The organism is Caballeronia sp. ATUFL_F2_KS9A (assembly GCF_023630765.1).
Taxonomy (GTDB): domain Bacteria; phylum Pseudomonadota; class Gammaproteobacteria; order Burkholderiales; family Burkholderiaceae; genus Caballeronia; species Caballeronia zhejiangensis.
The window spans coordinates 35,509-60,362 of record NZ_JALQEK010000011.1 but is presented as its reverse complement, the minus strand read 5'-3'; the positions used below and the strand labels follow the sequence as shown (position 1 = coordinate 60,362).

The window sequence follows — 24,854 nt, the reverse complement described above, 5'->3', positions numbered from 1 at the left end:
CTCAAGCCTCCGCGCTGCGGCCCTTGAGGGCGAACATGCCCTGCGGACGCTTCTGGATGAACAACACGATGAGCACGAGCACCGCGATCTTCGCGAGCACCGCGCCCCAGAACGGCTCGACCGCCTTGCTGACGAGCCCGAGCCCGAAGCCGCCGATCACCGTGCCCGCGAGCTGGCCGACGCCGCCGAGCACCACCGCCATGAACGAATCGATGATGTAGCTCTGTCCGAGATCGGGCCCGACGTTGCCGATCTGCGAGAGCGCGCAGCCGCCGAGTCCCGCGATGCCCGCACCGAACGCGAACGCGTACGAATCGACACGCGCTGTCTTGACGCCGACGCACGCGGCCATGCGGCGGTTCTGCGTCACCGCGCGCACGAAGAGGCCGAGGCGCGTCTTCGTGAGCACGCCCCACGCGATCGCGACGACGGCGAGCGAGAACGCGAGGATCGTCAGACGGTTGTACGGGAGGATGAGGTTCTGCATCACGGTGACGCCGCCGCTCATCCACGAGGGATTCGTCACCTGCACGTTCTGTGCGCCGAAGAGCGTGCGCGTCGCCTGAATCAGGATCAGGCTGATGCCGAAGGTCGTCAGCAGCGTTTCGAGCGGACGTCCGTAGAGATGCTTCAGCACGAGCCTTTCGAGCACGATGCCGACGAGCCCCGCGGCGATGAACGACGCAGGCACCGCGAAGAGCGGATACCAGTTGAACGCGGCGGGCGCGTAATGCTGCACGAGGTTCTGCACGACATAGGTCGCATAGGCGCCGATCATCAGGAACTCGCCGTGCGCCATGTTGATGACGCCGATCAGCCCATATGTGATCGCAAGCCCGAGCGCCGCGAGCAGCAGCACGCTGCCGAGCGAGAGGCCCGCGAAGATCGTGCCGAAGATTTCGCTGCGGCGCTGAATCGAATCGAGTGCGTAGATGCCTTCCTGAGCCGCGTTGCGTACGCGTTCGTCGGGTTCGTTGAACGTGCCGTCGGCCTTCTTCGCGACGATCGGGCGCAGCAGTTCGTACATGTCGAGGTCATGGCGCGCCGCGACGAGTTGCGCGGCTTCGAGACGCCTGTTCACGTCGGGATCGTGCAGCGCGGTCATCGCCCAGAGCGTGTCGAGGCGCTTCTTTAGTTCGGAATCCTTTTCGATTGCGCGGGCTCGGTCGATCATCGGCTTCATCGATGCGTCCGGGTTCTTCAGCAACGCAGCGATGGCGTCGCGGCGTTTGGCCGTATCGGGCGATGCGAGCTGCAGCCCCGACAACGCGCCCGCGACCTTCGTGCGCAGCAGATTGTTCAGCGTGATCGGCTGCGCATCGGGCGCTTCGGCGGTCTTGCCGGTGATCGCGTCCTTCGTGCCGTCATCGGTCTGAATGTAGACGTGACCGTTATCGGTCGCGACGAGCGAGCCATCGGACAGCGCGCCGAGCACGGCGATGGAAGGCGCATCGGCATTGGCAATGAGCTTGTCGATGGCGGCGGTCTTGGCTTCGAAGTCGTCGCCGGCGAGCGGGGCGAGATCGTCGTTGGTGAGCGCGTGGGCCGCGAGCGACGTCATCGCGAGGATGAGCGCAAAGAGCGCGCGCTTGAGGGAGCCGGTCATGTGGGCCTTTCCGTTAGAACTCGAAAGGCCGCGCGCATCGCATGAAACGCGCGGCCTCGCTGCATCGACGTCAGGCGTTACGCGACACGCACACGCTGACGGCGCAGGAACGCGGGAATCGAGCTGACGACATCCGGCTTGCCCTCGTTGCCCGCGATATACGGGCTCCACGGCTGCGCGCGTATGGCGGTCTTCGTCTTCCAGACGACGTTGAACTGACCGTCGCCGCGAATTTCGCCGATCATCACGGGCTTATGCAGATGATGGTTGCCGTCCATCGTCAGCGTGAAGCCGGAAGGCGCGGCGAAGGTCTGACCGACCATCGCGGTGCGGACCTTGTCGACATCGGCGCTCTTCGCCTTTTCGACGGCCTGTTTCCACATGTGGATGCCGACGAAGGTCGCTTCCATCGGATCGTTGGTGACGCGCTTGTCGCCGCCCGGAAGGTTCTGCGCCTTTGCGTACGCGAAGAATTCCTTCTCGAACTTCGAGTTGTTCGGGTTCTTCACCGACATGAAGTAGTTCCATGCGGCAAGATGGCCGACGAGCGGTTTCGTGTCGATGCCGCGCAGTTCCTCTTCGCCGACCGAGAACGCGACGACAGGCACGTCCGTCGCTTTCAGGCCCTGGTTGCCGAGTTCCTTGTAGAACGGTACGTTCGAATCGCCGTTGATCGTAGAGATGACAGTCGTCTTTCCCCCTTGGGCAAAGGTCTTGATGTTCGCGACGATGGTTTGATAGTCGCTATGTCCGAACGGTGTGTAGACCTCCTGAATGTCTGCATCTTTCACGCCCTTGGAGTGAAGGAACGCGCGCAGGATCTTGTTGGTCGTGCGCGGGTACACGTAGTCGGTGCCGAGCAGGAAGAAGCGCTTGGCGCTGCCGCCTTCCGGTCCCATCAGATATTCGACGGCGGGAATCGCCTGCTGATTCGGCGCGGCTCCCGTATAGAACACGTTGCGGGACATCTCTTCGCCTTCGTACTGCACGGGGTAGAAGAGCAGGCCGTTGAGTTCCTCGAACACCGGCAGCACGGACTTGCGCGACACCGAGGTCCAGCAGCCGAACACGACCGCGCACTTGTCCTGCGTGAGAAGCTGACGCGCCTTCTCGGCGAAGAGCGGCCAGTTCGAAGCGGGATCGACGACGACGGGCTGAATCTGCCGGCCCATGACGCCGCCGCTCTTGTTGATATCGGCGATGGTCATGAGTGCCGTGTCTTTCAGCGACGTCTCGGAGATCGCCATCGTGCCCGACAGCGAATGGAGGATGCCGACCTTGATCGGACCGGTATCGGCGGCGTGGGCTTTCGTGATCGGAAGTTGGCCCGCAAGGGCGAGCGCGCCCGACATGGAGCCGAACTTCAGCAGACTGCGTCGTTTCATTTCTGTGTTCCCCTTGCCGATGTGGTTGTTTGAGCAATGACGATTGCTCGGAGCGTTCTGCAAGGGGTATGCCAATTGGGGTCTTTTGCCCTAATGGCGGGGGTTTGCGGGGAATCGCAGGGAAGTTTTACTTCGGGGGATGTGGGTTAGCGGGCGAGGTTTTGGTGCATGCACGGGGGATGTGCATCGTTGCGGTGCGGGTTTCGTTCTTTTTCGCCGGCTTCCGATTACGCGTCGGTCTATTGGGACTGCCCTGCACAAGGGCAGTGCCAAAGACCGACGCGATCACAGGCTGCCGCGAAAAAAAGCGGAACGCAACCTTACCGATTAACCAACCGCGCCGGCACACTAAGCACAAGCACAGCCCCAAGAACGAGAAAACCCGCGAGCATATACATCCCACTCGAATTAGAAGCAGTGACCTGCTTCAACCACCCCACGAGATAAGGACTCAAAAACCCGGCGAGATTCCCAAGCGAGTTGATCATCGCAATACCCGCAGCCGCCCCGGTGCCGGCAAGAAACGCCGTCGGCAGACTCCAGAACAGCGGCAGCGTCGTGAGAATGCCCATCGTGGCGAGCGTGAGGCCGAGCATCGCGAGCGTCGTGTTGTTGAACCACACCACCGACAGCACCAGTCCGATCGCACCGATCAACGCCGGAATCGCGATATGCCAGCGACGCTCGCCGGAACGATCCGCGCTGCGCGCCGCGTACAGCATGCCGATCACCGCCGCGCCATAAGGAATCGCGGAGAGCAGGCCGACATGCAGCGCATCCTTGATTCCCATCGACTTGATGATCGTCGGCAGCCAGAAGCTCACGCCATACAGTCCCATCACGAACGAGAAGTAGATGATGCTCATCAGCCACACTTTCGGGCTCGACAAGATCTTGCCCAGCGACAGATCTTCCTTCTGGACGTTATCCGCCGCGATGTTGCGTTCGAGCAGTTCGCGTTCTTCCTGCGTGAGCCAAGAAGCCTTCGAGATACGATCGTCGAGCTTCAGGAACACGACGATGCCGACGATGATCGACGGAATGCCTTCGAGCAGCAGCAGCCATTGCCAGCCGTGCCAGCCGTTCTTCATGTGGAACGCATCCATGATCCAGCCGCTGATCGGCCCGCCGATCAGACCCGAAAGCGCGATCGCCGTCATGAACAGCGTCGTGATGCGCCCGCGCCGCTGCGCCGGAAACCAGTACGTCAGATAAAGAATGATGCCGGGGAAGAAGCCCGCTTCCGCCGCGCCGAGCAGAAAGCGCATGACGTAGAACATCGTCGGCGTGGTGATGAACATCGTGAGCGCCGAAATGACGCCCCACGTAATCATGATCCGCGCGATCCACACGCGCGCGCCGACGCGATGCAAGATGATGTTCGACGGAATCTCGAAGATGAAGTAGCCGAAGAAGAAAATGCCCGCGCCGAAGCCGTACACGGCATCCGACAGTTGCAAATCGGCGGCCATCTGCAGCTTGGCGAAGCCGACGTTCACGCGGTCGAGATACGCCACCACATAACAGATCAGCAGAAGCGGCGCGAGACGCCAGACGACCTTTCGGTAAGTGGCCTCCTCGAACGCGGAAGGCGTGCCCGCGCCGGGGCGCGGCATGGGTTTGGCGGTGCTGGCCATGATGCTTGTCTCCAATATTTTTTGTGTGCGCCAGGCGAGCGGACGGGCCCGCTCGCGATTACAGGCGCGTAAGGATTCTAGCCCGTCGGCCGCACCGCAAAACGCCCGTTTCTGCTAGGGAAAGCACCGATGCCCGCGCCCGCCGCACACGGCGCGCGGCGTGCGCGGGCAAGCGTCAGACGCAGCGTCCGCCGTCCACTTCGAGCGCGACGCCGGTGATGAACTCGGCATCGTCGGATGCGAGATAAAGCGCCGCGTTGGCGATGTCCTGAGGCGTCGAAAGCCGGCCGAGCGGTATCGTCGCGAGAAACTTGCGGCGGTTCTCGGGCGTGTCCTCCATGCCCATGAACTCGGAGAGCAGGGCGGTCTCGCCCATCACCGGATTGATGCAGTTCACGCGGATGCGGTCCGCGCCCAGTTCGACCGCGAGCGCCTTGCTCGCGATGATGACCGCCGCCTTGCTGCCGTTGTACCAGACGAGTCCCGGACGCGGCCGCACGCCCGCCGTCGACGCGATATTGATGAACGCGCCGCCGCCCCGTTCGCGAAAGTACGGCACGAACTGCTCGACGCTCCAATAGATGCTCTTCACGTTCACCGCGTAGACGCGGTCGAATTCGGCCTCGGTGACGTCGAGAACGGGCTTGTTACGGTGCGTCGTGCCCGCGTTGTTGACGACGACCTGCACGCTGCCGAAGTCCCCGATCGCGGCATCGAAGAGCGTTTGCCAGTCGGCGCGCTTCGTCACATCGCCTTGAACGGCGATCGCGCGGCCGTGCTTCACCTCCGGCGACGATGCGAGCGCGATCTCGCTCGCGACGCGCTCGGCGGCCGGCCCGTTCAGATCGTTGACGACGACGTTCGCGCCCTCACGCGCGAACGTCTTCGCGATGCCTTCGCCGAATCCCGAGCCGCCGCCCGTCACGATGACGGTTTTGCCTTGCAGTCGCATGCGTGTCTCCTTATCCGTGTTTGATGGCGATGGTCTTGAGCGTCGTGAAGCCGTACAGCGCCTCGAAGCCTTTCTCGCGTCCGTGTCCCGAATGCTTGACGCCGCCGAACGGCAATTCGATGCCGCCGCCCGCGCCGTAGTTGTTGATGAACACCTGTCCGGAACGCACGCGGCGCGCGAGCCGCATCTGACGCGCGCCGTCGCGGGTCCAGATGCCGGCGACGAGCCCGTAGTCGGTGCCGTTGGCGAGTCGGAGCGCGTCGGCTTCGTCGTCGAAGGGCATCGCGGCGAGCACCGGGCCGAACACTTCCTCGCGCGCGAGACGATGCGTCGGCGGGACGTCGCGCAACAGCGTCGGCGCCTGATAGAAGCCCGCTTCGGGCGCATCGCCGACGACTTCGCCGTGCGCGGCCATCGGAATGCCGTCGTGCTGCGCATCGGACAGAAAATCCCACACGCGCTGCTGCTGCTTCGCGCTGATGAGCGGGCCGCAGTCGAGATCGAGCTTGCTCGGACCGACCTTCAGCGCCGCGAACGCCTCCGAGAGACGATCCAGCAAGGGTTCGTACGCCGCGCGCTCGATCAGCACGCGGCTGCCCGCCGAGCACGTCTGTCCGGCGTTCTGCACGATCGCGGCGACGAGCACGGGGAGAGCGGCGTCGAAATCGGCATCGGCGAATACGATTTGCGGCGACTTGCCGCCGAGTTCCAGCGTGACGGGGACGTGATTGTCGGCGGCCATCTTGGTGACGGCCGCGCCCGTCGCGGGCGAGCCGGTGAACGAGATGTGATCGATGCCCGGATGCCGCGCGAGCGCCGCGCCCGCTTCGTGACCGTATCCGGTGACGATATTGAGCGCGCCATCCGGCAGGCCGGCTTCCGCCGCCAGTTCCGCGATGCGCAACAGCGACAGGCACGCGTCCTCCGCCGGCTTCACGACGCACGCGTTGCCCGTGGCGAGCGCCGCGCCGACGCTGCGCCCGAAAATCTGCAGCGGATAGTTCCACGGCACGATATGCCCGGTCACGCCGTGCGGCTCGCGGATCGTGAGCACGGTGTAGCCGTGCTGATAGGGCAGGGTTTCGCCGTGGAGCTTGTCGGCGGCGCCCGCGTAAAACTCGAAATAGCGCGCGATGCCGGTGGCGTCGGCGCGTGCCTGCTTCAGCGGCTTGCCGGTGTCGCGCGCCTCGACCTGCGCGATCTCCTCGTGGCACGCGCCGATCAGCATCGACAGGCGCGCGAGGATGCGCCCGCGTTCCGCCGCGCTCGTCGCGCCCCAGCCGCCGTCGAAGGCCGCGCGGGCGGCGGCGACCGCGCGGTCGATGTCCGCCGCGGTGCCCCGCGCGATCTGCGCGAAGATCTGGCCATCGGACGGATCGACGACCGGAATCGTCTCGTTGCCCGATGCCGCGATCCAGCGGTTATCGATGAAATGCTTCGCGTCTTCCATGCATGTCTCCTGAAATCGGATGTTCTGGAGCCGGAAACCGATTATCGCGCCAACCGGGAACGCGCGTCGGGCGTGCGGGGTCGATTGGCTATAATGGCGAAATCACGCGCAGACAAGCGCGACGGGCCGCAAGACACCGTCCGCCCGTGCGATTCCATCTCCGATCTCAACTTCTCCAGAGAGCGCTCATGAGCTTCAACAACGTACCTCCCGGCAAAGATCTCCCGCACGATTTCAACGTCATCATCGAAATTCCCGCGCAGAGCGATCCGGTCAAATACGAAGCGGACAAGGACATGGGCCTGCTCGTCGTCGACCGTTTCGTCGGCACCGGCATGCGCTATCCGGCGAACTACGGCTTCATTCCGCAGACGCTCTCCGGCGACGGCGACCCGGTCGACGTGCTCGTCATCACGCCGTATCCGCTGCTGGCGGGCTCGGTCGTGCGTGCGCGCGCGGTCGGCATGCTGCAGATGACCGATGAATCGGGCGTGGACGCGAAGCTCGTCGCGGTGGCGCACGACAAGGTCTGCCCGATGACGGCGAACATCAAGTCGATCGACGACGTGCCCGAGTATCTGAAAGACCAGATCAAGCACTTCTTCGAGAACTATAAGGCGCTCGAAAAGGGCAAGTGGGTGAAGGTCGAAGGCTGGGCCGGCATCGACGCCGCGCACAAGGAAATCTCGGAAGGCGTCGCGAACTACAAGAAGTAAGCGCGTTCTCCGACAAAACGCCGCCGCGGTGTCACCCACGCGGCGGCGTTTTTTATTCTTCTTCGCTTGCTTCGGTCTGAGGCAACAACGACTCCAGCGTCCTTTCCCCCGCAATCAACGCGCGCTTCTGCTGCGCGGTCAGTTGCTTGACGCGATATTCCGCGCGCAGCGCCTCCGATTTCCCCGCCAGTTCGAACGACGCCAGCACGCGCACCGGCTTTCGCGCCCGCGTGTAGCGCGCGCCCTTGCCGCTCGCGTGCGCGGTGAAGCGCGCCTCGACGTCCGTCGCGATGCCCGTGTAGAGGCTGCCGTCGGCGCATTCGATCAGGTACAGAAACCAGGGCATGGGAGAACGATGAAAGATTTGCCGCGCATTATCGCCGAAAGCACCGCGCCGGGGCGTTTTGTCCGCATCGGCGCGCCGCTGCGACTTGCGCGAGAATAGCCGCTTTCGGGCGCGCTCTGCGATGGTTCGAGCGCGCTCGTCGGTCAATCACAGCGAGGTAGCCTGTTGAATCGCGAGGTCGAAATTCATGTGGTCGATGCGCTCGCCGACATCGCCGCCGACGACTGGAACCGGCTCGCCGGCGAAAACCCGTTCGTGCGTCACGCGTTTCTCTCGGCGTTGCAGGATACGGAGTGCGCCGTCAAGCGCACCGGCTGGCGCGCGCATCATCTGATACTGAAGCGCGGCGGCGAATTTGCCGGCGCGATGCCGCTCTACATCAAGTCGCATTCGCGCGGCGAATACGTGTTCGATCACGCCTGGGCCGATGCCTTCGAGCGCCACGGTCTGCGCTACTACCCGAAGGCGCTGTCGGCGGTGCCGTTTTCGCCGGTCACGGGCCCGCGCCTCATCGCCGCGCATCACGAGGATCGCGTGCTGCTCGCGCGCGGCGCGATCGAATTGACGCGGCGACTCGAACTGTCGTCGCTGCACGTGCTGTTTCCGCACGCGCAGGATGTCGAGGCGCTCACCGACGCGGGCTACATGCTGCGCGAAGGCGTGCAGTTCCACTGGGAGAATCTGCCCGGCGATGGCTACGCGAGCTTCGACGCCTTCCTCGCGACGATGAGCCACGACAAGCGCAAGAAAGTGAAGCAGGATCGCCGGCGCGTGGCGGATGCGGGCGTCACGTACAAGTGGCTGCGCGGTGGCGAAATCGACGATGCCGCGCTCGACTTCTTCTACGACTGTTACGACAACACGTATCGCGAGCACTGGAACGCGCCGTATCTGACGCGCGAGTTCTTCGGCCGCATTCACGCCGATGCGCCCGACAGCATGCTGCTCGTCATCGCCGAAGCGGACGGCGAGCGCCTCGCGTGCGCGCTCAACATGATCGGCGGCGACACGATGTACGGCCGCTATTGGGGCACGCGGGAGTTCGTCTCCGGGCTGCACTTCGAGACGTGCTACATGCAGGGCATCGCGTATTGCATCGAACATAGGCTCGCGCGTTTCGAGGGCGGCGCGCAGGGTGTGCACAAGATGTCGCGCGGACTGTTGCCGACGCCGACATGGTCCGCGCACTGGATCGCGGATCAGCGTTTCGCGCACGCGATCGCCGAATTTCTCGATGCCGAAACGCAGGCGATGGATCAGCACATCGAGGAACTCGAAGCGCACACGCCGTTCAGGAAGAAAACCTGAGATGCGATAATCGATTCGACCCCCTTCGCTGCAACTCGCGCACATCCATGTCAGCCATGAGCAGAAATTTCTTCAACCTGTACAGCCACGATTTCGCGCGCGTCGCGGTCGGCGTTCCGTCCTGCAAGGTCGCCGATCCCGCGTTCAACGCGGCGCAGACGATCGAACTCGCGAAAGAAGCCGCCGCGCACGGCGCGGTGCTCGTCGCGTTTCCCGAGCTCGGGGTGTCCGCGTATACCTGCGACGATCTCTTCCATCAGCGCGCGTTGCTCGACGCGTGCGAAGACGCGCTGCAAAGCATTCTCGACGCATCGAAGCAACTCGATATCGCGATGATCGTCGGCGCGCCGGTGCGCGCCGAGCACAAGCTCTTCAACTGCGCGATCGTCATCGCCGGCGGCTTCATTCGCGGCGTCGTGCCGAAGAGCTATCTGCCGAACTACGGCGAGTTCTACGAGGCGCGCCAGTTCAGTCCCGCCGATGCCGCCGCCGAAAACACGGTCACGCTATGCGGTCAGGACGTGCCGTTCGGCGCGTCGCTGCTGTTTCAGATCGAGGATCTTCCGCTCTTCCGGTTTCACGTCGAGATTTGCGAGGACGTTTGGGTGCCGATTCCGCCGTCGTCGTTCGCGGCGCTTGCGGGCGCGACCGTGCTCGTGAATCTGTCGGCGTCGAATATCGTCGTGGGCAAGTCGGCTTATCGGCATCAGCTCGTCGGGCAGCAGTCTGCGCGTTGCGTCGCGGCGTATCTGTACACATCGGCGGGCAATGGCGAATCGTCCACCGATCTCGCCTGGGACGGGCAAGGCCTCATCTACGAAAACGGCGAGCTGCTGGCGGAGTCCGAGCGCTTCTCGGACCAGTCGCACCTCATTTACGCCGATATCGATCTCGAACGCCTCTCGCGCGAACGCATGCGGCAAACCACGTTCGGCCGCTCGACGCATCGCCACGCCGGCGAAGTCGCGCAATTCGACGTGATCGAATTTCCACTATCGATTCCCGACGATGAAAAGCTGCCGCTCGAACGCCGGGTCGCGCGCTTTCCGTACGTGCCCGCCGATGCCGCGCGCCGCGACGAACGATGCAACGAGGTCTACAACATTCAGGTGCAGGCGTTGCTGCAACGGCTGCAATCGTCGGGGATGTCGAAGGTGGTCATCGGCATATCGGGCGGGCTGGACTCGACGCATGCACTGCTCGTGTGCGCGAAAGCGATGGACCGCCTCGGTCTGCCGCGCTCGAACATCCTCGCCTATACGATGCCCGGCTTCGCCACCAGCGACCGCACGCTCAAGCAGGCGCGCGAGCTGATGGAAGTCGTCGGCTGCACGGCGAGCGAGATCGACATTCGTCCGAGCTGCGTGCAGATGCTCGCCGACATCGGCCATCCGCACAGCACGGGCGCCGAACAATACGACATCACGTACGAGAACGTGCAGGCGGGCGAACGCACGAGCCATCTGTTCCGGCTCGCGAACTTCAACCATGCGATCGTCATCGGCACGGGCGATCTGAGCGAGCTCGCACTTGGTTGGTGCACCTACGGAGTGGGCGATCACATGTCCCACTACAACGTGAACGCGAGCGTGCCGAAGACGCTGATCACGCATCTGGTGCGCTGGGTTGCCGAGTCGGGACAGATCGGCGGAAGCGGAACCGATGTGCTCGAAAACATCCTCTCCACCGATATCAGCCCGGAACTCATCCCCGGCAAGACGAGCGGCGTGGTGGAGCAGAAGACGGAGAGCGTCATCGGCCCGTACGAATTGCAGGACTTCAATCTGTACTACACGTTGCGCTTCGGCTTTGCACCAACGAAGGTCGCGTTTCTCGCGTTGCATGCATGGCGCGATCGCGATGCGGGCGCGTGGCCGGAAGGCCCGACCGTTACGCGGAATCAATACGACATCGGCGAGATCCGCAAAAATCTGCGCATCTTCCTGGATCGGTTCTTCCGCACGAGCCAGTTCAAGCGCTCATGCGTGCCGAACGCGCCGAAGGTCGGCTCGGGCGGCTCGCTTTCGCCGCGCGGCGACTGGCGCGCGCCGAGCGACGGCCAGGCGACGGTGTGGCTCGCGGACCTCGAACGCGTGCCGACGAAGGAGTGATATCCGACGTCCTCGCGAATATACGGACCGCCTGCTCGATGAAACGCGGCTAGAATCGAAAACATCTGTCCCGCGCGGGACACGACCTTTTTTCGAACCCCTTGAATCGATCTTTACGCGAGGCACGCCATGAAACGCATCACCGCCATCATCAAACCGTTCAAGCTCGACGAAGTTCGCGAAGCGCTGGCCGAAGTGGGCCTGACCGGTCTCACGGTCACGGAAGTGAAGGGCTTCGGCCGTCAGAAGGGGCATACCGAGCTTTATCGTGGTGCAGAGTATGTCGTCGACTTCCTGCCGAAGGTGAAGATCGAAGTCGTCGTCGCGAACGATCAAACCGATCAGGTCATCGACGCGATCATCGGCGCCGCGCGCACGGGCAAGATCGGCGACGGCAAGATCTTCGTCGCCGATGTCGAGCGCGTGATCCGCATTCGCACCGGCGAGGAAAACGAAGCGGCAGTCTGAGCGCCGTCGTTCTTTCGTTTTCATCGAGGCCCGCCATTTGCGCGGGCCTTTTCTTTGCGCTTGCACCAGCGCGATGCGCGTCCAAAAGATCGCTTGCCGGAGGGCAGGAATCCGCGTCCGTGCGGTAACATCGGCTATCCCATTATCATTTTGTAAGGAAATAGTTGATGCATCACGCGATCGGCTTCATTCAGGATCTCGCAGTGATCATGGCCATCGCGGGCGTGGTGACGGTGCTCTTTCACCGTCTGCGGCAGCCGGTCGTGCTGGGTTATATCGCGGCGGGCGTGATCATCGGGCCGTACACGCCGCCGTTCAATCTGATCCACGACGAAGCGACCATCCAGACGCTCGGCGAACTCGGCGTCGTCTTCCTGATGTTTTCGCTCGGGCTCGAATTCAGCTTGCGCAAGCTCTTCAAGGTCGGCGCGACCGCTTTCGTCGCCGCGCTTTCGGAAATCGTGCTGATGATCTGGGTCGGCTACGAGATCGGGCGATGGTTCGGCTGGAGCTCGATGGACTCGCTCTTTCTCGGCGCGATGCTCGCGATCTCGTCGACAACCATCATCGTGAAGGCGCTTTCCGAACTCGGTATGAAGGGCGAGCACTTCGCGCAGATCGTGTTCGGCATTCTGATCGTCGAAGACATACTCGCGATCGCGATGCTCGTGCTGCTCTCCGGCATCGCGCAGACGGGGTCCGTAAGCGCTGGCGTCGCGGTCGTCACGCTCGGCAAGCTGCTGCTTTTCATGACGGTGTCGCTGGTCGTCGGCATTCTCACGGTGCCGCGCGCGCTCAACTACGTCGCGAAGGCGAAGAGCGACGAGATGCTGCTCGTCACCGTGCTCGGCTTCTGCTTCGGCTTCTGCCTGCTCGTCGTGAAGCTCGATTATTCGATCGCGCTCGGCGCGTTTCTCATCGGCGCGATCATGGCGGAGTCGCGGCATCTCGCGCGCATCGAGCATCTGATCGCGCCGGTGCGCGACATGTTCTCGGCGATCTTCTTCGTCACCATCGGTTTGCTGCTGAACCCGACGGTGCTCGTCGACTACGCGTGGCCGATCGCCGTCATCACGATTGCCGTCGTGCTCGGCAAGATCGTGTCGTGCGGGCTCGGCGCGTTTCTCGCCGGCAAGGACGGCCGCACGTCGATGCGCGTCGGCATGAGCGTCTCGCAGATCGGCGAGTTCTCGTTCATCATCGCGTCGCTCGGTCTGTCGCTGAAGGTCACGAGCAGCTTTCTCTATCCGATCGCGGTGGCCGTGTCCGCGCTCACGACGCTCTTCACGCCGTATCTGATCCGCGCCGCCGATCCGCTCACGATGCGCCTTTCCCGCGCGATGCCCGCGCCGCTCGCGCATACCTTCGGCCTGTATTCGCAGTGGCTCGCGAGCCTGACGCCCGCGTCCGGCGGCCCGACGCTTTTCTCGATGACGCGGCGCATCGTCATGCAGATCGCGGTGAATCTCGCGCTCGTCGCGGCGATTTTTCTCGGCGCGTCGTATGCGGCGCCGTTCGCGTCGGGCTATCTCGCGCGCTGGCTCGACACCGATAACGCGCAGCGCGTCGTGCTGTGGGGCGCCGCGTTGGTGATCGCGCTGCCGTTTCTCGTCGCGGTGTATCGCAAGCTCGAATCGCTCGCGCTGCTGCTCGCCGAAGTGAGCGTGCAGCCCGCGAAAGCGGGGCGCTTCACGAGCGCGATCCGTTCGGCGATTTCCGGGCTCATTCCGATCGTCGCGATGTTCGGCGTCTTCCTGCTCGTCGCGGCACTGTCGGGCGGGATCCTGCCGCCGTTCGGGTTGATGGTCGGCGTGCTCGTGTGCGTCGCGCTGTTGCTGACGGTGTTGTGGCGCTGGTGCGTGAAAATCCACGCGACGATGCAGATCGCCTTGCGCGAGACCTTCGAGGAGCCGCGCGACCATTGAGGGTTTTCGTCACGGGATAGCCCCGACAGCGGCCCGCACCGGGTTCCCGCGATAATGTGAGCCAATGTGACCAAATGTGTGCTGGTTTGCCCCGTGCAGGTCTCAGGCGGATAATCGGGGTTTGTCCACTCTCCTTATGGCGTTCGAGCGCCTGAATCAGGAATGAGCGATAACAAAACGTCCAACGACGCAAGCAGCACCGACGCCCGCCGCAGCGGCGCCGATTCACAAGCCGCCCCGCGCAGCGCGAACCCGACGGCCTCGCCCGAAGCCGCCGCCGCGGCCTCGGCGCCCGGTCCGCAGGCGAGCGCGACCGAACGGGCATCGACGGATGCGCCTTCGAGCGCGTCGAACGTCGAGCCGGCCGACACGGCGCAAGCCCGCCGCGACGACGCGCTGCAGGACGCTCGCGAGGCGCGCGCATCGGCGGCTAGCGCGACCGCCGCGCAGGAAGCCGCGGTGCGCGAGAAGCAGCGCGCATCGGCGAAACCGCGTGCGAGCCTCGCCGAAAACTTCGAGGCCGCGACCGATGCGGAAGCCGCCAGCACCGCGAACGCGCAATCCGCGTCATCCGATTCCCCGACTGGCCGCGCCACCGTTCTGCCGCCCGAATTCACCGAGGCGCCGGACTTCGGCAAGCTCAATCCGCCGCCGCTGCCCGCCACCGAGCAGACGTCCGCGCAGCCTCAACCCGCGTATCTCAAGCAATCCGATTCGGCGTGGTCCGTCTTTGGCCGCGTGATCGCGGCGCGCGCGCGGCAGATTTTCGATCGCGCGGGACAGCGCATGACTCAGCGCACGTTGCGCATCGGCGTGTCGGCGCGGATCTTTCATCCGGAGCCGGGCGCGAAAGGCTTGCGCGGCAAGACGCTGCAATATCTCGAGGAATCCATCGCGCATTGGGTGATGTCGCGCGACGTGCTCGTGTTCATGATTCCGACGGTCGGCAATCAGGGCATGCTGCACACGAGCAATATCCGTCTGCGCGACTACGCGAAGCATCTCGACGGCCTGCTGCTGCAAGGCGGCGCGGACGTCTCGCCGCAGTCGTACGAAGAAGCGACGACGCGTCCCGAATGGCCGGGCGACCGCGTGCGCGATATGTACGAACTGGAGTTGCTGCATGAGTTCGTCGAGTCGGGCAAGCCGGTGCTCGGCGTGTGCCGCGGCTGTCAGCTCATCAACGTGGCGTTCGGCGGCACGCTTTACGGCGACATCGCCACCGATGTGCCCACGGCCGGCATCCACGTCAACGAGCAGTACGACCAGCATAGGCATTCGATCCGCTTCCCCGAAGGCTCCACGCTCGTCAACATGTTCCCCAACCAGCGCGAGGCGATCGTCAACTCGATCCACCATCAGGCGGTGAAGACGATCGGGCGCGATCTGAACATCGAGGCGGTGTCGGCCTCCGATGGGATCATCGAGGCGGTGCGCTACCGGAAGGCGCCGTTTGTCGTCGGCGTGCAGTGGCATCCGGAGTTTCATCGCGCGGGCGGCGCGGAACTGCTCGATTGCACGCCGCTGCTCGATACGTTTCTGCGCGTCGCGCGCGAAACACGCTTCTGACGCGAGACGCGTTTTCGACGTCGCCAAGCAGGAAGGCCCGCTCGGATCGAGCGGGCCTTCTTCGTTTTCAGATGCGTATCGCGCAGATCAACGCGACGGCGACGCGCTCACCGGCGCGAGTCCGGCTTCCGTCTGCTTTTGAAGCTGCTCGACCTGCAACTGCAGCGTGCGCAGCTTACGTTCGGCTTCGAGCTTGTCCGTCTGCAGCACGGCCGATTCGGCCTGCAATTGCTGCTGACGTTGCGACACCTGCGAATCCTGCTGCTGCGCGAGTTCGAGATCGGCGGTGAGACGGTTGGCGCGATCCGCCGATTTCGCGATCACGCGATCGAGCAGCGCTTTCTGCGCCTGCAATTGCGCGCGGCGGATTTCGCCATCGGCAAGCTCGAAGCTCTTGCGTGAGAACTGCGCGTAAATCGTTTCCGCGCGGGCCGCGTCCTGTGTCTTCACGACGCGCCACAAGCGCGCGTCCTGCGACAGCGCGACGTAATACAGCATTTCCTGCGCGAGGAAGTAGAGCCGCGCCCCGTAACTGCCGTTGCGCGTGGCGCGCAACTCGGTGAGGCTTCCCGCCTGCACGAGACTCTGCAACTCGGCGATGTTCCCCTCGACGCGCGGCGCGTTCGAGTTGGCGGTCAAGTCGGAGAGGTCTACGGGCGCGGGTTGCGCGGGCTCGCTTGCGGCGGATTTCGCCGCCGTTGCGGGCGCCGCGAACGTGCTGCCGAAAGGCGCAAGGAAACCACACAGGGACAAGGCGAGGGCGAGCGTCGCGTAACGGAGATGATGACGTAGTTGCTTCATGTTGGCGTCGTGGCCGGGAATGGTTGATCGTTCTGATGCGTATTGCGCGCTTCAGCGCGCGCTGTTCGCGGATGCGCGACCGGACGAGGCCGCGTTGCTGTCGAGTGTCGGTGAGTGCTGAAGCATCGCGTAGAGCGTGGCCGGATTCGTCGATTCCGACGCCTTCGACTGGCTCGCGATTGTTGCGGCCGGCGTCGAGCGCGTGCGCCGCGCGGGTCCGTGCTTGGCGGACCGGCTCGCGATTTTTTCGACCCGCGTCGCCAGCGCCGGTCGCGCCGATTCCTGCTTCACGACGCGCGCGTCCGACGCAGGGATGCGGTAAAAGGCCGGCTTCCCTCGCGGCGTCAGTACGGCTCGCACACGACCGCCGTTCTTTTCCGGTCCTGCCGTCGATGCCGCAGGTGACTTCGGATTGTCAGCAGTCACGATTCCTGGCGCGACGGAGTCATTGGCGGTTGCGGCCGGGAGCGAGGCGGGAGGCTCCGCGACCGAAGGCTGCGCGTCCGTCGCGGGTTGATCGGCCGTCGATACGGCGGTCGCCGCGACCGGCGCCGGAGCCGATGCGGGCTCGGCTTGCTGCGTGCGCGTCTCGCTCTGCGCGGCCGGTGCGGCGTCGCGCTTCGAGTCCGACGGATATCCGAGCACGAGCCATACGATGAACACGCCGCAAGCCGCCGCGATCGCAGTCGCGACCGGCGCGCTCAGGCGATAGGTCCGCGCGGTCTTCGGAGCGTTGACCGCCAGTTGGATGGGATCGGTGCGCGAGTCGCTGGCGTTGCTCGGGGCATTCGAGCCTTGCATGAGGCGCAGCATCGCGCGGGGAATGTCCTCTTTGCCGAACACGCCCCACAGGCTCGTGGCGCGATAGGGCGAACTGGTGTCGGACAGGCTCAGCGCCGGCACATAAGCCGTGGCGAAGCGCGCGGCGAACAGCGCGACTTCGGATTCCGACTGGACAGGTCGCGCGCACGCGGGCGTCCACTCGCAACCGAATTTCAAGGACGGATCCTTCAGCACGCGCAGCGCCGGCAGACGCAGATTGCCTTCCACTACGATCAAGGGTTCGGACATGAAGATTCCACATGCATGCGCCCGGGCGTGGGCAACGCGACAACTCACCCGGACCATCGTGGTGTATGGAGACAGCACCGCGGGTTCGACGCGAGAATCGCCGAAATTTCGACCCGCGATCATACGAAACGGTCACGTCCCCGACGACCAGAAGATTCCTATTGTCGATTTTTGACAGGAATGCTTATTGACCGAGCCGATCCTCGTGTGCTCAGTCGAGCGGATACACGTATCGAAGAGAGAAAAGCGCGACGCCCGCCATGTGATCCGCTTCGCGCGCCGCGAGTTGCCAGCCGCGCGATTCGTAAAAGCCGATCGCCGCGGCGTTCTGTTCGAGCACGGAAAGATACAGTTCCCGCGCCCCGCGCGCGCGTGCCCAGCGCGCCGCTTCCTCGAGCATCGCGGTGCCGGTGCCGAGGCCGCGATGTCCCGGCAGCGCGTGCAGATTGTCGACGAGCACGCTGCCCGCCGCATCCGGCTCGACGAGACAGATGAAGCCGACCGGCTCGCCCTCGTGCTCCGCGATGAACACGGTCGCCGCGCCGGCCGCGACATCCTTCATGCGTGCGATCCAATGTTCGGCGCGCTCCGCGCTCAGATCGCGGTCGAGATACTCGTCCGGCAGGATGCCCCGATACGCCGACGCCCAACTCGACGCGTGCATCGAGGCGATGAGGGCGGTGTCTTCGGCGGTCGCCGTGCGTAGCCTGATATTCGCGTTCATCTTTTGAGGTGCTGTCAGTTAAAAGTTAGGCATACGTAATCGTATTTTAAGCTTTATTTCGGCGATATTGCGCGAAGTTGTGTACAGTCGCGAGCGGCGCGGCGTTAAGATTGTCGACGTTGCGCTTACAAAAGATGGCACAAGTCGTCCCGTCGTCGCGGCCGGCCGAGCACGGCGACCGTCTACGGTCTTGCGGCCACGCCGAAACCAAAAACTGAAGTGCGCCCACAGCTCTTTCGAGAAATTCATGTCCACAGCCCACGTAGCACCCGCCAACGAGTCGAAGTTCAAGACGGTGTTTCGCGTCGTCAGCGGAAACTTCCTCGAAATGTATGACTTCATGGTCTACGGCTATTACGCCTCGGCGATCGCCAAAACCTATTTTCCGAGCGGCAACGAATTCGCCTCGCTGATGCTCGCGCTGTCCGTCTTCGGCGCGGGCTTTCTGATGCGGCCGGTCGGCGCCATCGTGCTCGGCGCCTATATCGATCATCACGGCCGGCGCAAGGGCCTGATCCTCACGCTCGGGCTGATGGCCGCCGGGACCGCGTGCGTCGCGCTCGTGCCGGGCTACGCGACCATCGGTGCGCTCGCGCCGGTCATCGTACTAGGCGGGCGGCTGCTGCAAGGATTCTCGGCCGGCGTGGAGCTGGGCGGCGTCTCCGTGTATCTGTCCGAAATCGCGACCAAGGGCAACAAGGGCTTCTATTGTTCGTGGCAGTCGGGCAGCCAGCAGGTCGCCGTCGTGTTCGCCGCCCTGATCGGCGTCATCATGAACCGGCTCCTTCCGCCCGAGCAGATGACCGCGTGGGGCTGGCGCGTGCCGTTTTTGATCGGCTGCCTGATCGTGCCGTTTCTCTTCATCGTGCGGCGCTCGCTGCGTGAAACAGACGAGTTCCTCGCGCGGAAGCATCGTCCGAGCATGGGCGAGATCGCGCGCTCGATCGGGCAGAACTGGGGCGTCGTGCTGGCCGGCATGGGCATGGTCATCATGACGACGGTGTCGTTCTACATGATCACCGCGTACACGCCGACCTTCGGCAAGGAAGTGCTGAAGCTCTCCGCGATCGATGCGCTCGTCGTGACCGTATGCGTCGGCATCTCGAATCTCGTCTGGCTGCCGCTGATGGGCGCGGTCTCGGATCGCGTCGGCCGCCGCCCGGTGCTGCTCGTCTTTACGATTCTCACCATTCTGACGTCGTATCCGGTCGTGCAATGGCTCGTCGCGGAGCCGTCGTTCGTGCGTTTGCTGATGTGCGAACTGTGGCTCTCGTTCCTGTACGGCAGCTACAACGGCGCGATGGTGGTCGCGCTGACCGAAGTAATGCCCGTCGATGTACGCACGACCGGCTTCTCGATGGCCTATAGCCTCGCGACGACCATCGGCGGTTTCACGCCCGCGATCTCGACGTATCTGATCCACGCGACCGGCAACAAGGCCGCGCCCGGACTGTGGATGGGACTTGCCGCGGTGTGCGGCCTGATCGCGACGCTCGTGCTGTATCGGTCGCCCGAGGCGCGCAATCAGTACAAGACGGCGTGATCCGGCTGAACAGTCGAAAAAAATCCCCGCCGATGAAGCGGGGATTTTTTATGCGGGAAGCGCCGCCAGCGCCGCCGCGGTGTCGTCGATGACTTCGCGCCATTGCCCCGGCGCGCGCTGACGCACGAGCCGCGCGCCCGGATACCACGCGCATTCGGCGCTGCCGATGCCCCAGCGCCAGTCGGCGGCGAACGGCAGCATTACCCAGAGCGGCTTGCCGAGCGCGCCCGCGAGGTGCGCGACGGACGTATCGACGGAGACGACGGCGTCGAGCCGATCGACGATCGCGCCCGTATCGGCGAAGTTTTCGAGCCGGTTTTCCAGCAGATGAATCGATGCCGCGTTCGGATGCGCGCCCAGCAAGTCACGCTCGCGGCCCGTGACGAACGGCTGCAGCACGACCCAGTCGATGCCTTCGAGCGCGAACAGCGGCGCGAGCTCGGCGACAGGGATCGAGCGCGTTTCGCCCGGCTGCATCCGTCCGGACCAGGCGATGCCGATCTTGCGCTTGTGCTGGCCACCGATCGAGCCGCGCCACTTGCGCCGGTATTCGGCGGGCACGACGAGATAGGGCGCGCGCGCCGGGATCGCGTCGAGCGCGGTCATGCCGAGCGCGAGCGGCAGGCTTAACAGCGGACAGAACGCGTCGGCGTGCACCGGGACGCCATCGGACTTGCTCTTCAGTTCCACGCGCGCGGCATGCGCGGCAGGCGCGAGCAGCGGCACGAGCGCGGGCTGCACTTCGAGCACCAGCTTGCCGGCGAGCTTCGCCGCGAACGGCACGAAACGCGCGAACTGCAAGGTGTCGCCAAAGCCCTGCTCGGCGCGCACGAGCAGCGTGCGGCCCGGCATCGGTTCGCCGTTCCAGCGTGGCAGGCGCGGCGGCGGCTCGCTGCCGGGCGTCTGCAGACGCCACTCGTAACCGGCGAGACCGCGCGCGTAATCGCCGATGGCGAGCAGGGCCAGCGCCCGGTTCAGATGCGCGGCGGGCATCGAAGGATCGATGCGCAACGCTTCGTCGAATGCGCGCAGCGCCGCCTGATGCGCGCCGAGCGCAAGCCGCGCGTTGCCGAGGCACAGCCAGGCGACGCCGTATTTCGGATCGAGCCCGACCGCGCGCTCGAAGTGCGCGATGGCGTCATCGTGACGGCCCAGCTTCGCGAGCGCGTGACCAAGCCCGAAATAGCCCGGCGCGAAATGCGGATGCAAGGCGACGGCTTTCTGCAGCGCTGGCAGCGCGTCTTCCGGATGGCCGTGCGTTTCGAGGAGATTGCCGAGATTGAAGTGCGCGGCGACGTAGTTGGGCTCGGCGTCGAGCGCGGCGCGAAAGTGCGCGATCGCGCCGAGGGTATCGCCGAGCGCGTTCAACGCCATGCCGAGATTGTTGTGCGCGCCGGCATGACGCGGACGCAGCGCGAGCGCGCGCCTGAACGCCTGCGCGGCGTCTTTGAAGCGCTGCAGCGCGGAAAGCGAGTTGCCGAAGTTGTTCCACGCGGCGGCGTCGTTCGGCTGCAGGCGCAGCGCCTTCTCGAACGCGTCGGCGGCGTCTTCGTGACGGCCGGCCGCCGTGTAGGCGTTGCCGAGGTTGTACTGCGCGAGCGGAAAGCCCGGCGCGAGCGTGAGCGCGTTGCGAAAGCGCTCGATCGCGTCGTCGAGACGGCCGAGCGCCTTCAGCGCGTTGCCGAGATTGAGCTGCAGGCCGGCATCGGTCGGGCGCAGGTCGACCGCGCGGCGCACGAGCTCGGCCGCCTCCGCGTGCTGGCCCTGTTGATGGCGCAGCACGCCGAGATAGTGCAAGGCGTCGACATGATGGGGTTCGGCGGCGAGCGCGGCCTGATAGTCGCGCTCCGCGTCGGTCAGGCGACCGTCGCGATGGGCCGCGAAACCGCGGGCGAATACGGTGTCCATGACGGGGAAACTGCTGTCCCGGAAAAGCAAACCTCGCATTTTCCCACACCGGGGACAGCGCCCTGCCAAAGCGACGTTGACTTGTTGCGGCGATGGCACTTAACATATGAACATCTATTCATATGTTGACGATGTCCGTGGCTTCCGATCCGGTTTCCGATTCTTCCGCCGCCGTCCCGATCACTTCGGATGACCGCGTCGTGCCGCTCGCCGATCTGTTCCGTCTGCTCGGCGACCCGACGCGCCTGCGCATCGTGCTCGCGTGCGTCGAACGCAAGCGCGCGGTGGGGGCGATCGCGGAGTTGCTCGGGTTGTCCGCGTCGCTGGTGAGCCATCATCTGCGGCTCTTGCGCGCGGCGCGAATCGTGCGGGCCGAACGCCAGGGCAAGCAGGTTTTCTACGTGGCGGCGGATCGCCATATCAGCACGATGCTCGCCGAGTTGCGAGAGCACATCGCGGAGCCGCAGGCCGATGCCGCGGACATCGAATGACACTCACCGAACAACGAGCACGCCGATGAGCACGCATCAGCACGACAAACACGAGCATCACGACGGGCACGAGCACGAGCACGGGCACGCGCACGGGCACGGGCACGGGCACGGCGGACATGGACATCACCATCATCACGCGCCGCAGGAAGGGCAGGGCCGCACGTTCGCGCTCGCGGTCGGCCTGAATCTGCTGATCGTGATCGTGCAGGCCATCTACGGCTTTCTCGCGCATTCGACCGCGCTGCTCGCCGACGCCGGCCACAATCTCTCCGATGTGCTCGGCCTGCTGCTCGCGTGGGGCGCCGTGTGGCTCGGCAAGCGCCGGCCGAACGCGCGCTATACGTTCGGTCTCGGCAGCTCGTCGATTCTGGCGTCGCTCGCCAACGCCGCGCTCCTGCTGTTCGCGTGCGGCGCCATCGTCCTCGAAGCGATCGAGCGTCTCTTCAACCCGGCGCCCGTCGCGGGCCTCGACGTGTTCATCGTCGCGACGCTCGGCATGGTCGTGAACGGCTTTTCCGCGTGGCTCTTCATGCACGGCAGCAAGGAAGACCTCAACGTGCGCGGTGCGTTCCTGCACATGGCCGCCGATGCCGCGATCTCCGCCGCCGTCGCGGTGAGCGGCCTCATCATCCTGTTCACGGGCGCGAGCTGGCTCGATCCGCTGATGAGCCTGATCGTCGTGTCGGTGATCGTCTACGGCACCTGGGGACTCGGGCGCGACGCGATGCGCCTCGCGATGGCCGCCGTTCCGCCTTCGGTCGACATGTCGCGCATCGAGCGATATCTGACCGGGCTTCCCGGCGTGCGCGACGTCCACGACCTGCACGTCTGGGCGCTCTCGACGACCGAAAACGCGCTCACCGTGCATCTCGTGATGCCGCAAGGCCATCCCGGCGATGCGTTCGTGCAGGACGTCGTCACGACCTTGCGCAGCGAATATTCGATGCATCACGCGACCGTGCAGGTCGAGTTCGGCGAGGCATGCCAGGCGTGCGTGCTCAGCGAGCGCGGCCACGCCCACTGAGCGAGCGGTTCGCGGGCGTACACTAGAGCGCGTGACGTTTCAGGGAGGACCGACTGCATGTTCGCGCCAAAGCTGAATCCGAACGACAAGCTGGACGTGGCGCCCGTTCTCATCGTCGGCGCCGGTCCGACGGGCCTCGCCGCCGCGATGAGTCTCGCGCGCGCGCACATTCCGGTGAGGCTCGTCGACCGCGCGCGCGAGCCGTCGCCGCATTCACGCGCGATCGGCATTCAGGCGCGCACGCTCGAACTCTTCGAACAGCATCGCGTCGTCAAGCCGTTTCTCGAGCTCGGCCATCGCGCGCGCGTCGCGAATCTCTATTCCAACGGCCAGCGCCTCGCGCGCCTCGATTTCGATCCGCTGCAGACGCGTTATCCGTATCTGCTCTTTCTCGAACAGTCGCAGACCGAACGTCTGCTCGCCGAGCATCTGGCGGGCTGTCGCGTCGATATCGAGCGCGGTGTCGAAGTGGTCGATGTGTCGCAAGGCTCCGCCGGTCTGCACGCGACGCTGCGCCATCCGAACGGGCGCGACGAGCTGCTGCGGCCTTCGTATCTGATCGCCGCGGACGGCGCGCACAGTTTCGTGCGGCATCGGCTCGGCATCGGTTTCGACGGCAAGACGTTCGATCAAACGTACCTGCTCGCCGATCTCGATGCGGACTCCGACTGGCCCGACGACGAATTTCACATCTTCGCTTCGGGCGAAGGCTTGGCCGCGCTCTTTCCGATGGGCGGCGACCGCGCGCGCCTGATCGCCGATCTGCCCGCGCCTGCCGCAAGCGCGGTCAACGCGGCCGGCGCGAAAGCCGGCCCGACGCTCGACGAATGCCGCGCGCTCGTCGAGCGGCGCGTGCATCACAAGATCGCGCTGTCGAACATGACGTGGTCGTCGTACTTTCATCTGAATAGCCGCATGGTCGACAAGCTTCGCGTGGAGCGCGTGTTCCTGGCCGGCGATTCGGCGCACGTGCATAGTCCCGCCGGCGCGCAGGGCATGAACACCGGCATTCAGGAAGCATTCAATCTCGGCTGGAAGATCGCTCGCATGCTCGCGGGCAACGCGCCCGAGCGGCTGCTCGACACTTATCACATGGAGCGGCATCCGATCGAGCGCGACGTGCTGCGGCAATCGAGCATGCTCACGCAGATGGCAGGCGCCGAGCATGGCCCGATGAAGCTGATGCGCGATCACGTGATGCCCGCGCTCGCCGCGATCGGTCCGTTGCGCGACGCGATGCGGCGCACGGTCAGCGAGCTGTCGATCAACTATCGCAAGAGTCCGCTCACGCTGGAGCGTCTGCTCGACGGCGGTCCGCGCGCGGGCGAGCGCGCGCCCGATGCGCGTGTGCATGTCGTCGACGGGCCGCTCGGGCGTTTGCCGGGCGTCGGCTGTCTTTACGATCTGCACGATCCCGGCTGCTTCTCGCTGTTTCTGCTGGTGAATCCGTCGGGCGAGGACGATATCGCCCTCGCGCCCGCGACGATCACCGTCGCCCACGCGATGCGCGATCCCGATCTCGACGGCCTCGCGCAGTCCGTCGAAGCGATCCTGCCGAACGCGGTGCGCGTGTGGCGCATCACCGATACGCAAGGCGACGGCGCGAACTCGCTCACCGACAACTATGGCCGCACGCGCCCCGCGTTCTATCTCGTGCGTCCCGATGGCTATATCGCGGCGCGCGGGCGGGCGCCGTCGGATGTGCACGCGCTCTTGCGTCACTGCGAAACGTGGTTCGGCGCGCAGGAGACGAACATCGAGCGGCAGCCGCAACGCGAGTATCGGGAGGATTGAAAAAGCCCTGCGGTGCAGGGCT

Annotated in this window: 20 protein-coding genes; 10 read left to right on the top strand and 10 right to left on the bottom strand. The window is 64.8% G+C overall.

Annotated elements, in window-relative coordinates:
• Window position 1 precedes the first annotated feature (1 nt).
• The 5 genes from urtB to NCS67_RS09610 all read right to left on the bottom strand — a co-directional run bounded on the left by urtB (window position 2) and on the right by NCS67_RS09610 (window position 7,030).
• On the bottom strand, window positions 2-1,606 hold the full coding sequence (gene urtB / locus NCS67_RS09630) for an urea ABC transporter permease subunit UrtB (RefSeq protein ID WP_008342464.1): 1,605 nt from the start codon (window positions 1,604-1,606) through the stop codon (window positions 2-4).
• A 77-nt stretch (window positions 1,607-1,683) separates the two neighbouring features.
• Window positions 1,684-2,991 (bottom strand): urea ABC transporter substrate-binding protein, encoded by a 1,308-nt coding sequence (gene urtA / locus NCS67_RS09625; protein ID WP_008342462.1) that lies wholly within the window; start codon window positions 2,989-2,991, stop codon window positions 1,684-1,686.
• 320 nt (window positions 2,992-3,311) lie between these two features.
• Entirely contained in the window at window positions 3,312-4,628 is a 1,317-nt protein-coding gene (locus tag NCS67_RS09620; protein WP_008342460.1) for an MFS transporter, read from the bottom strand.
• A gap of 175 nt (window positions 4,629-4,803) precedes the next feature.
• Window positions 4,804-5,580, bottom strand: coding sequence for an SDR family oxidoreductase (locus NCS67_RS09615; RefSeq protein WP_008342458.1), 777 nt, complete (start codon window positions 5,578-5,580; stop codon window positions 4,804-4,806).
• A gap of 10 nt (window positions 5,581-5,590) precedes the next feature.
• Window positions 5,591-7,030 (bottom strand): aldehyde dehydrogenase family protein, encoded by a 1,440-nt coding sequence (locus NCS67_RS09610; RefSeq protein ID WP_250435011.1) that lies wholly within the window; start codon window positions 7,028-7,030, stop codon window positions 5,591-5,593.
• Between the two features lie 188 nt (window positions 7,031-7,218).
• Here NCS67_RS09610 and ppa point away from each other — a divergent pair, with 188 nt between their 5' ends.
• Entirely contained in the window at window positions 7,219-7,746 is a 528-nt protein-coding gene (gene ppa, locus NCS67_RS09605) for an inorganic diphosphatase (RefSeq protein WP_008342456.1), read from the top strand.
• Between the two features lie 52 nt (window positions 7,747-7,798).
• Here ppa and NCS67_RS09600 read toward each other — a convergent pair whose 3' ends face one another.
• Window positions 7,799-8,092, bottom strand: a complete 294-nt coding sequence (locus tag NCS67_RS09600) for a GIY-YIG nuclease family protein (RefSeq protein WP_008342455.1) — start codon at window positions 8,090-8,092, stop codon at window positions 7,799-7,801.
• 165 nt (window positions 8,093-8,257) lie between these two features.
• Between NCS67_RS09600 and NCS67_RS09595 the strand changes: the two genes are divergently transcribed.
• The 5 genes from NCS67_RS09595 to NCS67_RS09575 all read left to right on the top strand — a co-directional run bounded on the left by NCS67_RS09595 (window position 8,258) and on the right by NCS67_RS09575 (window position 15,473).
• Window positions 8,258-9,400: a GNAT family N-acetyltransferase gene (locus NCS67_RS09595; protein ID WP_250435010.1), complete on the top strand. Its 1,143-nt coding sequence runs from the start codon at window positions 8,258-8,260 to the stop codon at window positions 9,398-9,400.
• A gap of 56 nt (window positions 9,401-9,456) precedes the next feature.
• On the top strand, window positions 9,457-11,511 hold the full coding sequence (locus NCS67_RS09590; protein WP_250435009.1) for an NAD(+) synthase: 2,055 nt from the start codon (window positions 9,457-9,459) through the stop codon (window positions 11,509-11,511).
• A 129-nt stretch (window positions 11,512-11,640) separates the two neighbouring features.
• Window positions 11,641-11,979, top strand: a complete 339-nt coding sequence (gene glnK, locus NCS67_RS09585; protein ID WP_008342452.1) for a P-II family nitrogen regulator — start codon at window positions 11,641-11,643, stop codon at window positions 11,977-11,979.
• A 167-nt stretch (window positions 11,980-12,146) separates the two neighbouring features.
• The gene (locus tag NCS67_RS09580; RefSeq protein ID WP_034472734.1) at window positions 12,147-13,904 is read left to right on the top strand and encodes a cation:proton antiporter; all 1,758 of its coding nucleotides are present in this window, start codon (window positions 12,147-12,149) and stop codon (window positions 13,902-13,904) included.
• 162 nt (window positions 13,905-14,066) lie between these two features.
• Window positions 14,067-15,473: a gamma-glutamyl-gamma-aminobutyrate hydrolase family protein gene (locus tag NCS67_RS09575; protein WP_008342450.1), complete on the top strand. Its 1,407-nt coding sequence runs from the start codon at window positions 14,067-14,069 to the stop codon at window positions 15,471-15,473.
• Window positions 15,474-15,560: 87 nt separating this feature from the next.
• On the opposite strand, the gene NCS67_RS09570 is transcribed toward NCS67_RS09575, so the two are convergent.
• The 3 genes from NCS67_RS09570 to NCS67_RS09560 all read right to left on the bottom strand — a co-directional run bounded on the left by NCS67_RS09570 (window position 15,561) and on the right by NCS67_RS09560 (window position 18,069).
• On the bottom strand, window positions 15,561-16,274 hold the full coding sequence (locus tag NCS67_RS09570) for a DUF2968 domain-containing protein (protein WP_034472732.1): 714 nt from the start codon (window positions 16,272-16,274) through the stop codon (window positions 15,561-15,563).
• A gap of 51 nt (window positions 16,275-16,325) precedes the next feature.
• Window positions 16,326-17,345 (bottom strand): hypothetical protein, encoded by a 1,020-nt coding sequence (locus tag NCS67_RS09565; RefSeq protein ID WP_250435008.1) that lies wholly within the window; start codon window positions 17,343-17,345, stop codon window positions 16,326-16,328.
• Between the two features lie 211 nt (window positions 17,346-17,556).
• A complete protein-coding gene (locus tag NCS67_RS09560; RefSeq protein WP_250435007.1) occupies window positions 17,557-18,069 on the bottom strand; it encodes a GNAT family N-acetyltransferase in 513 nt (170 codons plus the stop codon).
• Between the two features lie 247 nt (window positions 18,070-18,316).
• Here NCS67_RS09560 and NCS67_RS09555 point away from each other — a divergent pair, with 247 nt between their 5' ends.
• Window positions 18,317-19,612 (top strand): MFS transporter, encoded by a 1,296-nt coding sequence (locus NCS67_RS09555; protein WP_250435006.1) that lies wholly within the window; start codon window positions 18,317-18,319, stop codon window positions 19,610-19,612.
• Window positions 19,613-19,660: 48 nt separating this feature from the next.
• On the opposite strand, the gene NCS67_RS09550 is transcribed toward NCS67_RS09555, so the two are convergent.
• Window positions 19,661-21,520 (bottom strand): tetratricopeptide repeat protein, encoded by a 1,860-nt coding sequence (locus NCS67_RS09550; protein WP_008342444.1) that lies wholly within the window; start codon window positions 21,518-21,520, stop codon window positions 19,661-19,663.
• 131 nt (window positions 21,521-21,651) lie between these two features.
• Here NCS67_RS09550 and NCS67_RS09545 point away from each other — a divergent pair, with 131 nt between their 5' ends.
• From NCS67_RS09545 to NCS67_RS09535, 3 genes are read left to right on the top strand one after another with little or no spacing between them, the layout of a single operon-like run.
• On the top strand, window positions 21,652-22,011 hold the full coding sequence (locus NCS67_RS09545) for an ArsR/SmtB family transcription factor (protein ID WP_085955275.1): 360 nt from the start codon (window positions 21,652-21,654) through the stop codon (window positions 22,009-22,011).
• 25 nt (window positions 22,012-22,036) lie between these two features.
• On the top strand, window positions 22,037-23,038 hold the full coding sequence (locus tag NCS67_RS09540) for a cation diffusion facilitator family transporter (RefSeq protein ID WP_250435005.1): 1,002 nt from the start codon (window positions 22,037-22,039) through the stop codon (window positions 23,036-23,038).
• A gap of 57 nt (window positions 23,039-23,095) precedes the next feature.
• Entirely contained in the window at window positions 23,096-24,832 is a 1,737-nt protein-coding gene (locus tag NCS67_RS09535) for an FAD-dependent monooxygenase (protein WP_051996560.1), read from the top strand.
• The last annotated feature ends 22 nt before the right edge of the window (window positions 24,833-24,854 follow it).

Excerpts from the sequence above, each read along its gene's own strand:
- urtB (WP_008342464.1), bottom strand. The coding sequence starts at position 1,606 with ATGACCGGCTCCCTCAAGCGCGCGCTCTTTGCGCTCATCCTCGCGATG.
- NCS67_RS09580 (WP_034472734.1), top strand. The coding sequence starts at position 12,147 with ATGCATCACGCGATCGGCTTCATTCAGGATCTCGCAGTGATCATGGCC.
- NCS67_RS09555 (WP_250435006.1), top strand. The coding sequence starts at position 18,317 with ATGTCCACAGCCCACGTAGCACCCGCCAACGAGTCGAAGTTCAAGACG.
- ppa (WP_008342456.1), top strand. The coding sequence starts at position 7,219 with ATGAGCTTCAACAACGTACCTCCCGGCAAAGATCTCCCGCACGATTTC.
- NCS67_RS09620 (WP_008342460.1), bottom strand. The coding sequence starts at position 4,628 with ATGGCCAGCACCGCCAAACCCATGCCGCGCCCCGGCGCGGGCACGCCT.
- NCS67_RS09535 (WP_051996560.1), top strand. The coding sequence starts at position 23,096 with ATGTTCGCGCCAAAGCTGAATCCGAACGACAAGCTGGACGTGGCGCCC.
- NCS67_RS09600 (WP_008342455.1), bottom strand. The coding sequence starts at position 8,092 with ATGCCCTGGTTTCTGTACCTGATCGAATGCGCCGACGGCAGCCTCTAC.
- urtA (WP_008342462.1), bottom strand. The coding sequence starts at position 2,991 with ATGAAACGACGCAGTCTGCTGAAGTTCGGCTCCATGTCGGGCGCGCTC.
- NCS67_RS09570 (WP_034472732.1), bottom strand. The coding sequence starts at position 16,274 with ATGAAGCAACTACGTCATCATCTCCGTTACGCGACGCTCGCCCTCGCC.
- NCS67_RS09610 (WP_250435011.1), bottom strand. The coding sequence starts at position 7,030 with ATGGAAGACGCGAAGCATTTCATCGATAACCGCTGGATCGCGGCATCG.
- NCS67_RS09615 (WP_008342458.1), bottom strand. The coding sequence starts at position 5,580 with ATGCGACTGCAAGGCAAAACCGTCATCGTGACGGGCGGCGGCTCGGGA.
- NCS67_RS09590 (WP_250435009.1), top strand. The coding sequence starts at position 9,457 with ATGAGCAGAAATTTCTTCAACCTGTACAGCCACGATTTCGCGCGCGTC.
- glnK (WP_008342452.1), top strand. The coding sequence starts at position 11,641 with ATGAAACGCATCACCGCCATCATCAAACCGTTCAAGCTCGACGAAGTT.
- NCS67_RS09540 (WP_250435005.1), top strand. The coding sequence starts at position 22,037 with ATGAGCACGCATCAGCACGACAAACACGAGCATCACGACGGGCACGAG.
- NCS67_RS09545 (WP_085955275.1), top strand. The coding sequence starts at position 21,652 with ATGTCCGTGGCTTCCGATCCGGTTTCCGATTCTTCCGCCGCCGTCCCG.
- NCS67_RS09560 (WP_250435007.1), bottom strand. The coding sequence starts at position 18,069 with ATGAACGCGAATATCAGGCTACGCACGGCGACCGCCGAAGACACCGCC.
- NCS67_RS09575 (WP_008342450.1), top strand. The coding sequence starts at position 14,067 with ATGAGCGATAACAAAACGTCCAACGACGCAAGCAGCACCGACGCCCGC.
- NCS67_RS09565 (WP_250435008.1), bottom strand. The coding sequence starts at position 17,345 with ATGTCCGAACCCTTGATCGTAGTGGAAGGCAATCTGCGTCTGCCGGCG.
- NCS67_RS09550 (WP_008342444.1), bottom strand. The coding sequence starts at position 21,520 with ATGGACACCGTATTCGCCCGCGGTTTCGCGGCCCATCGCGACGGTCGC.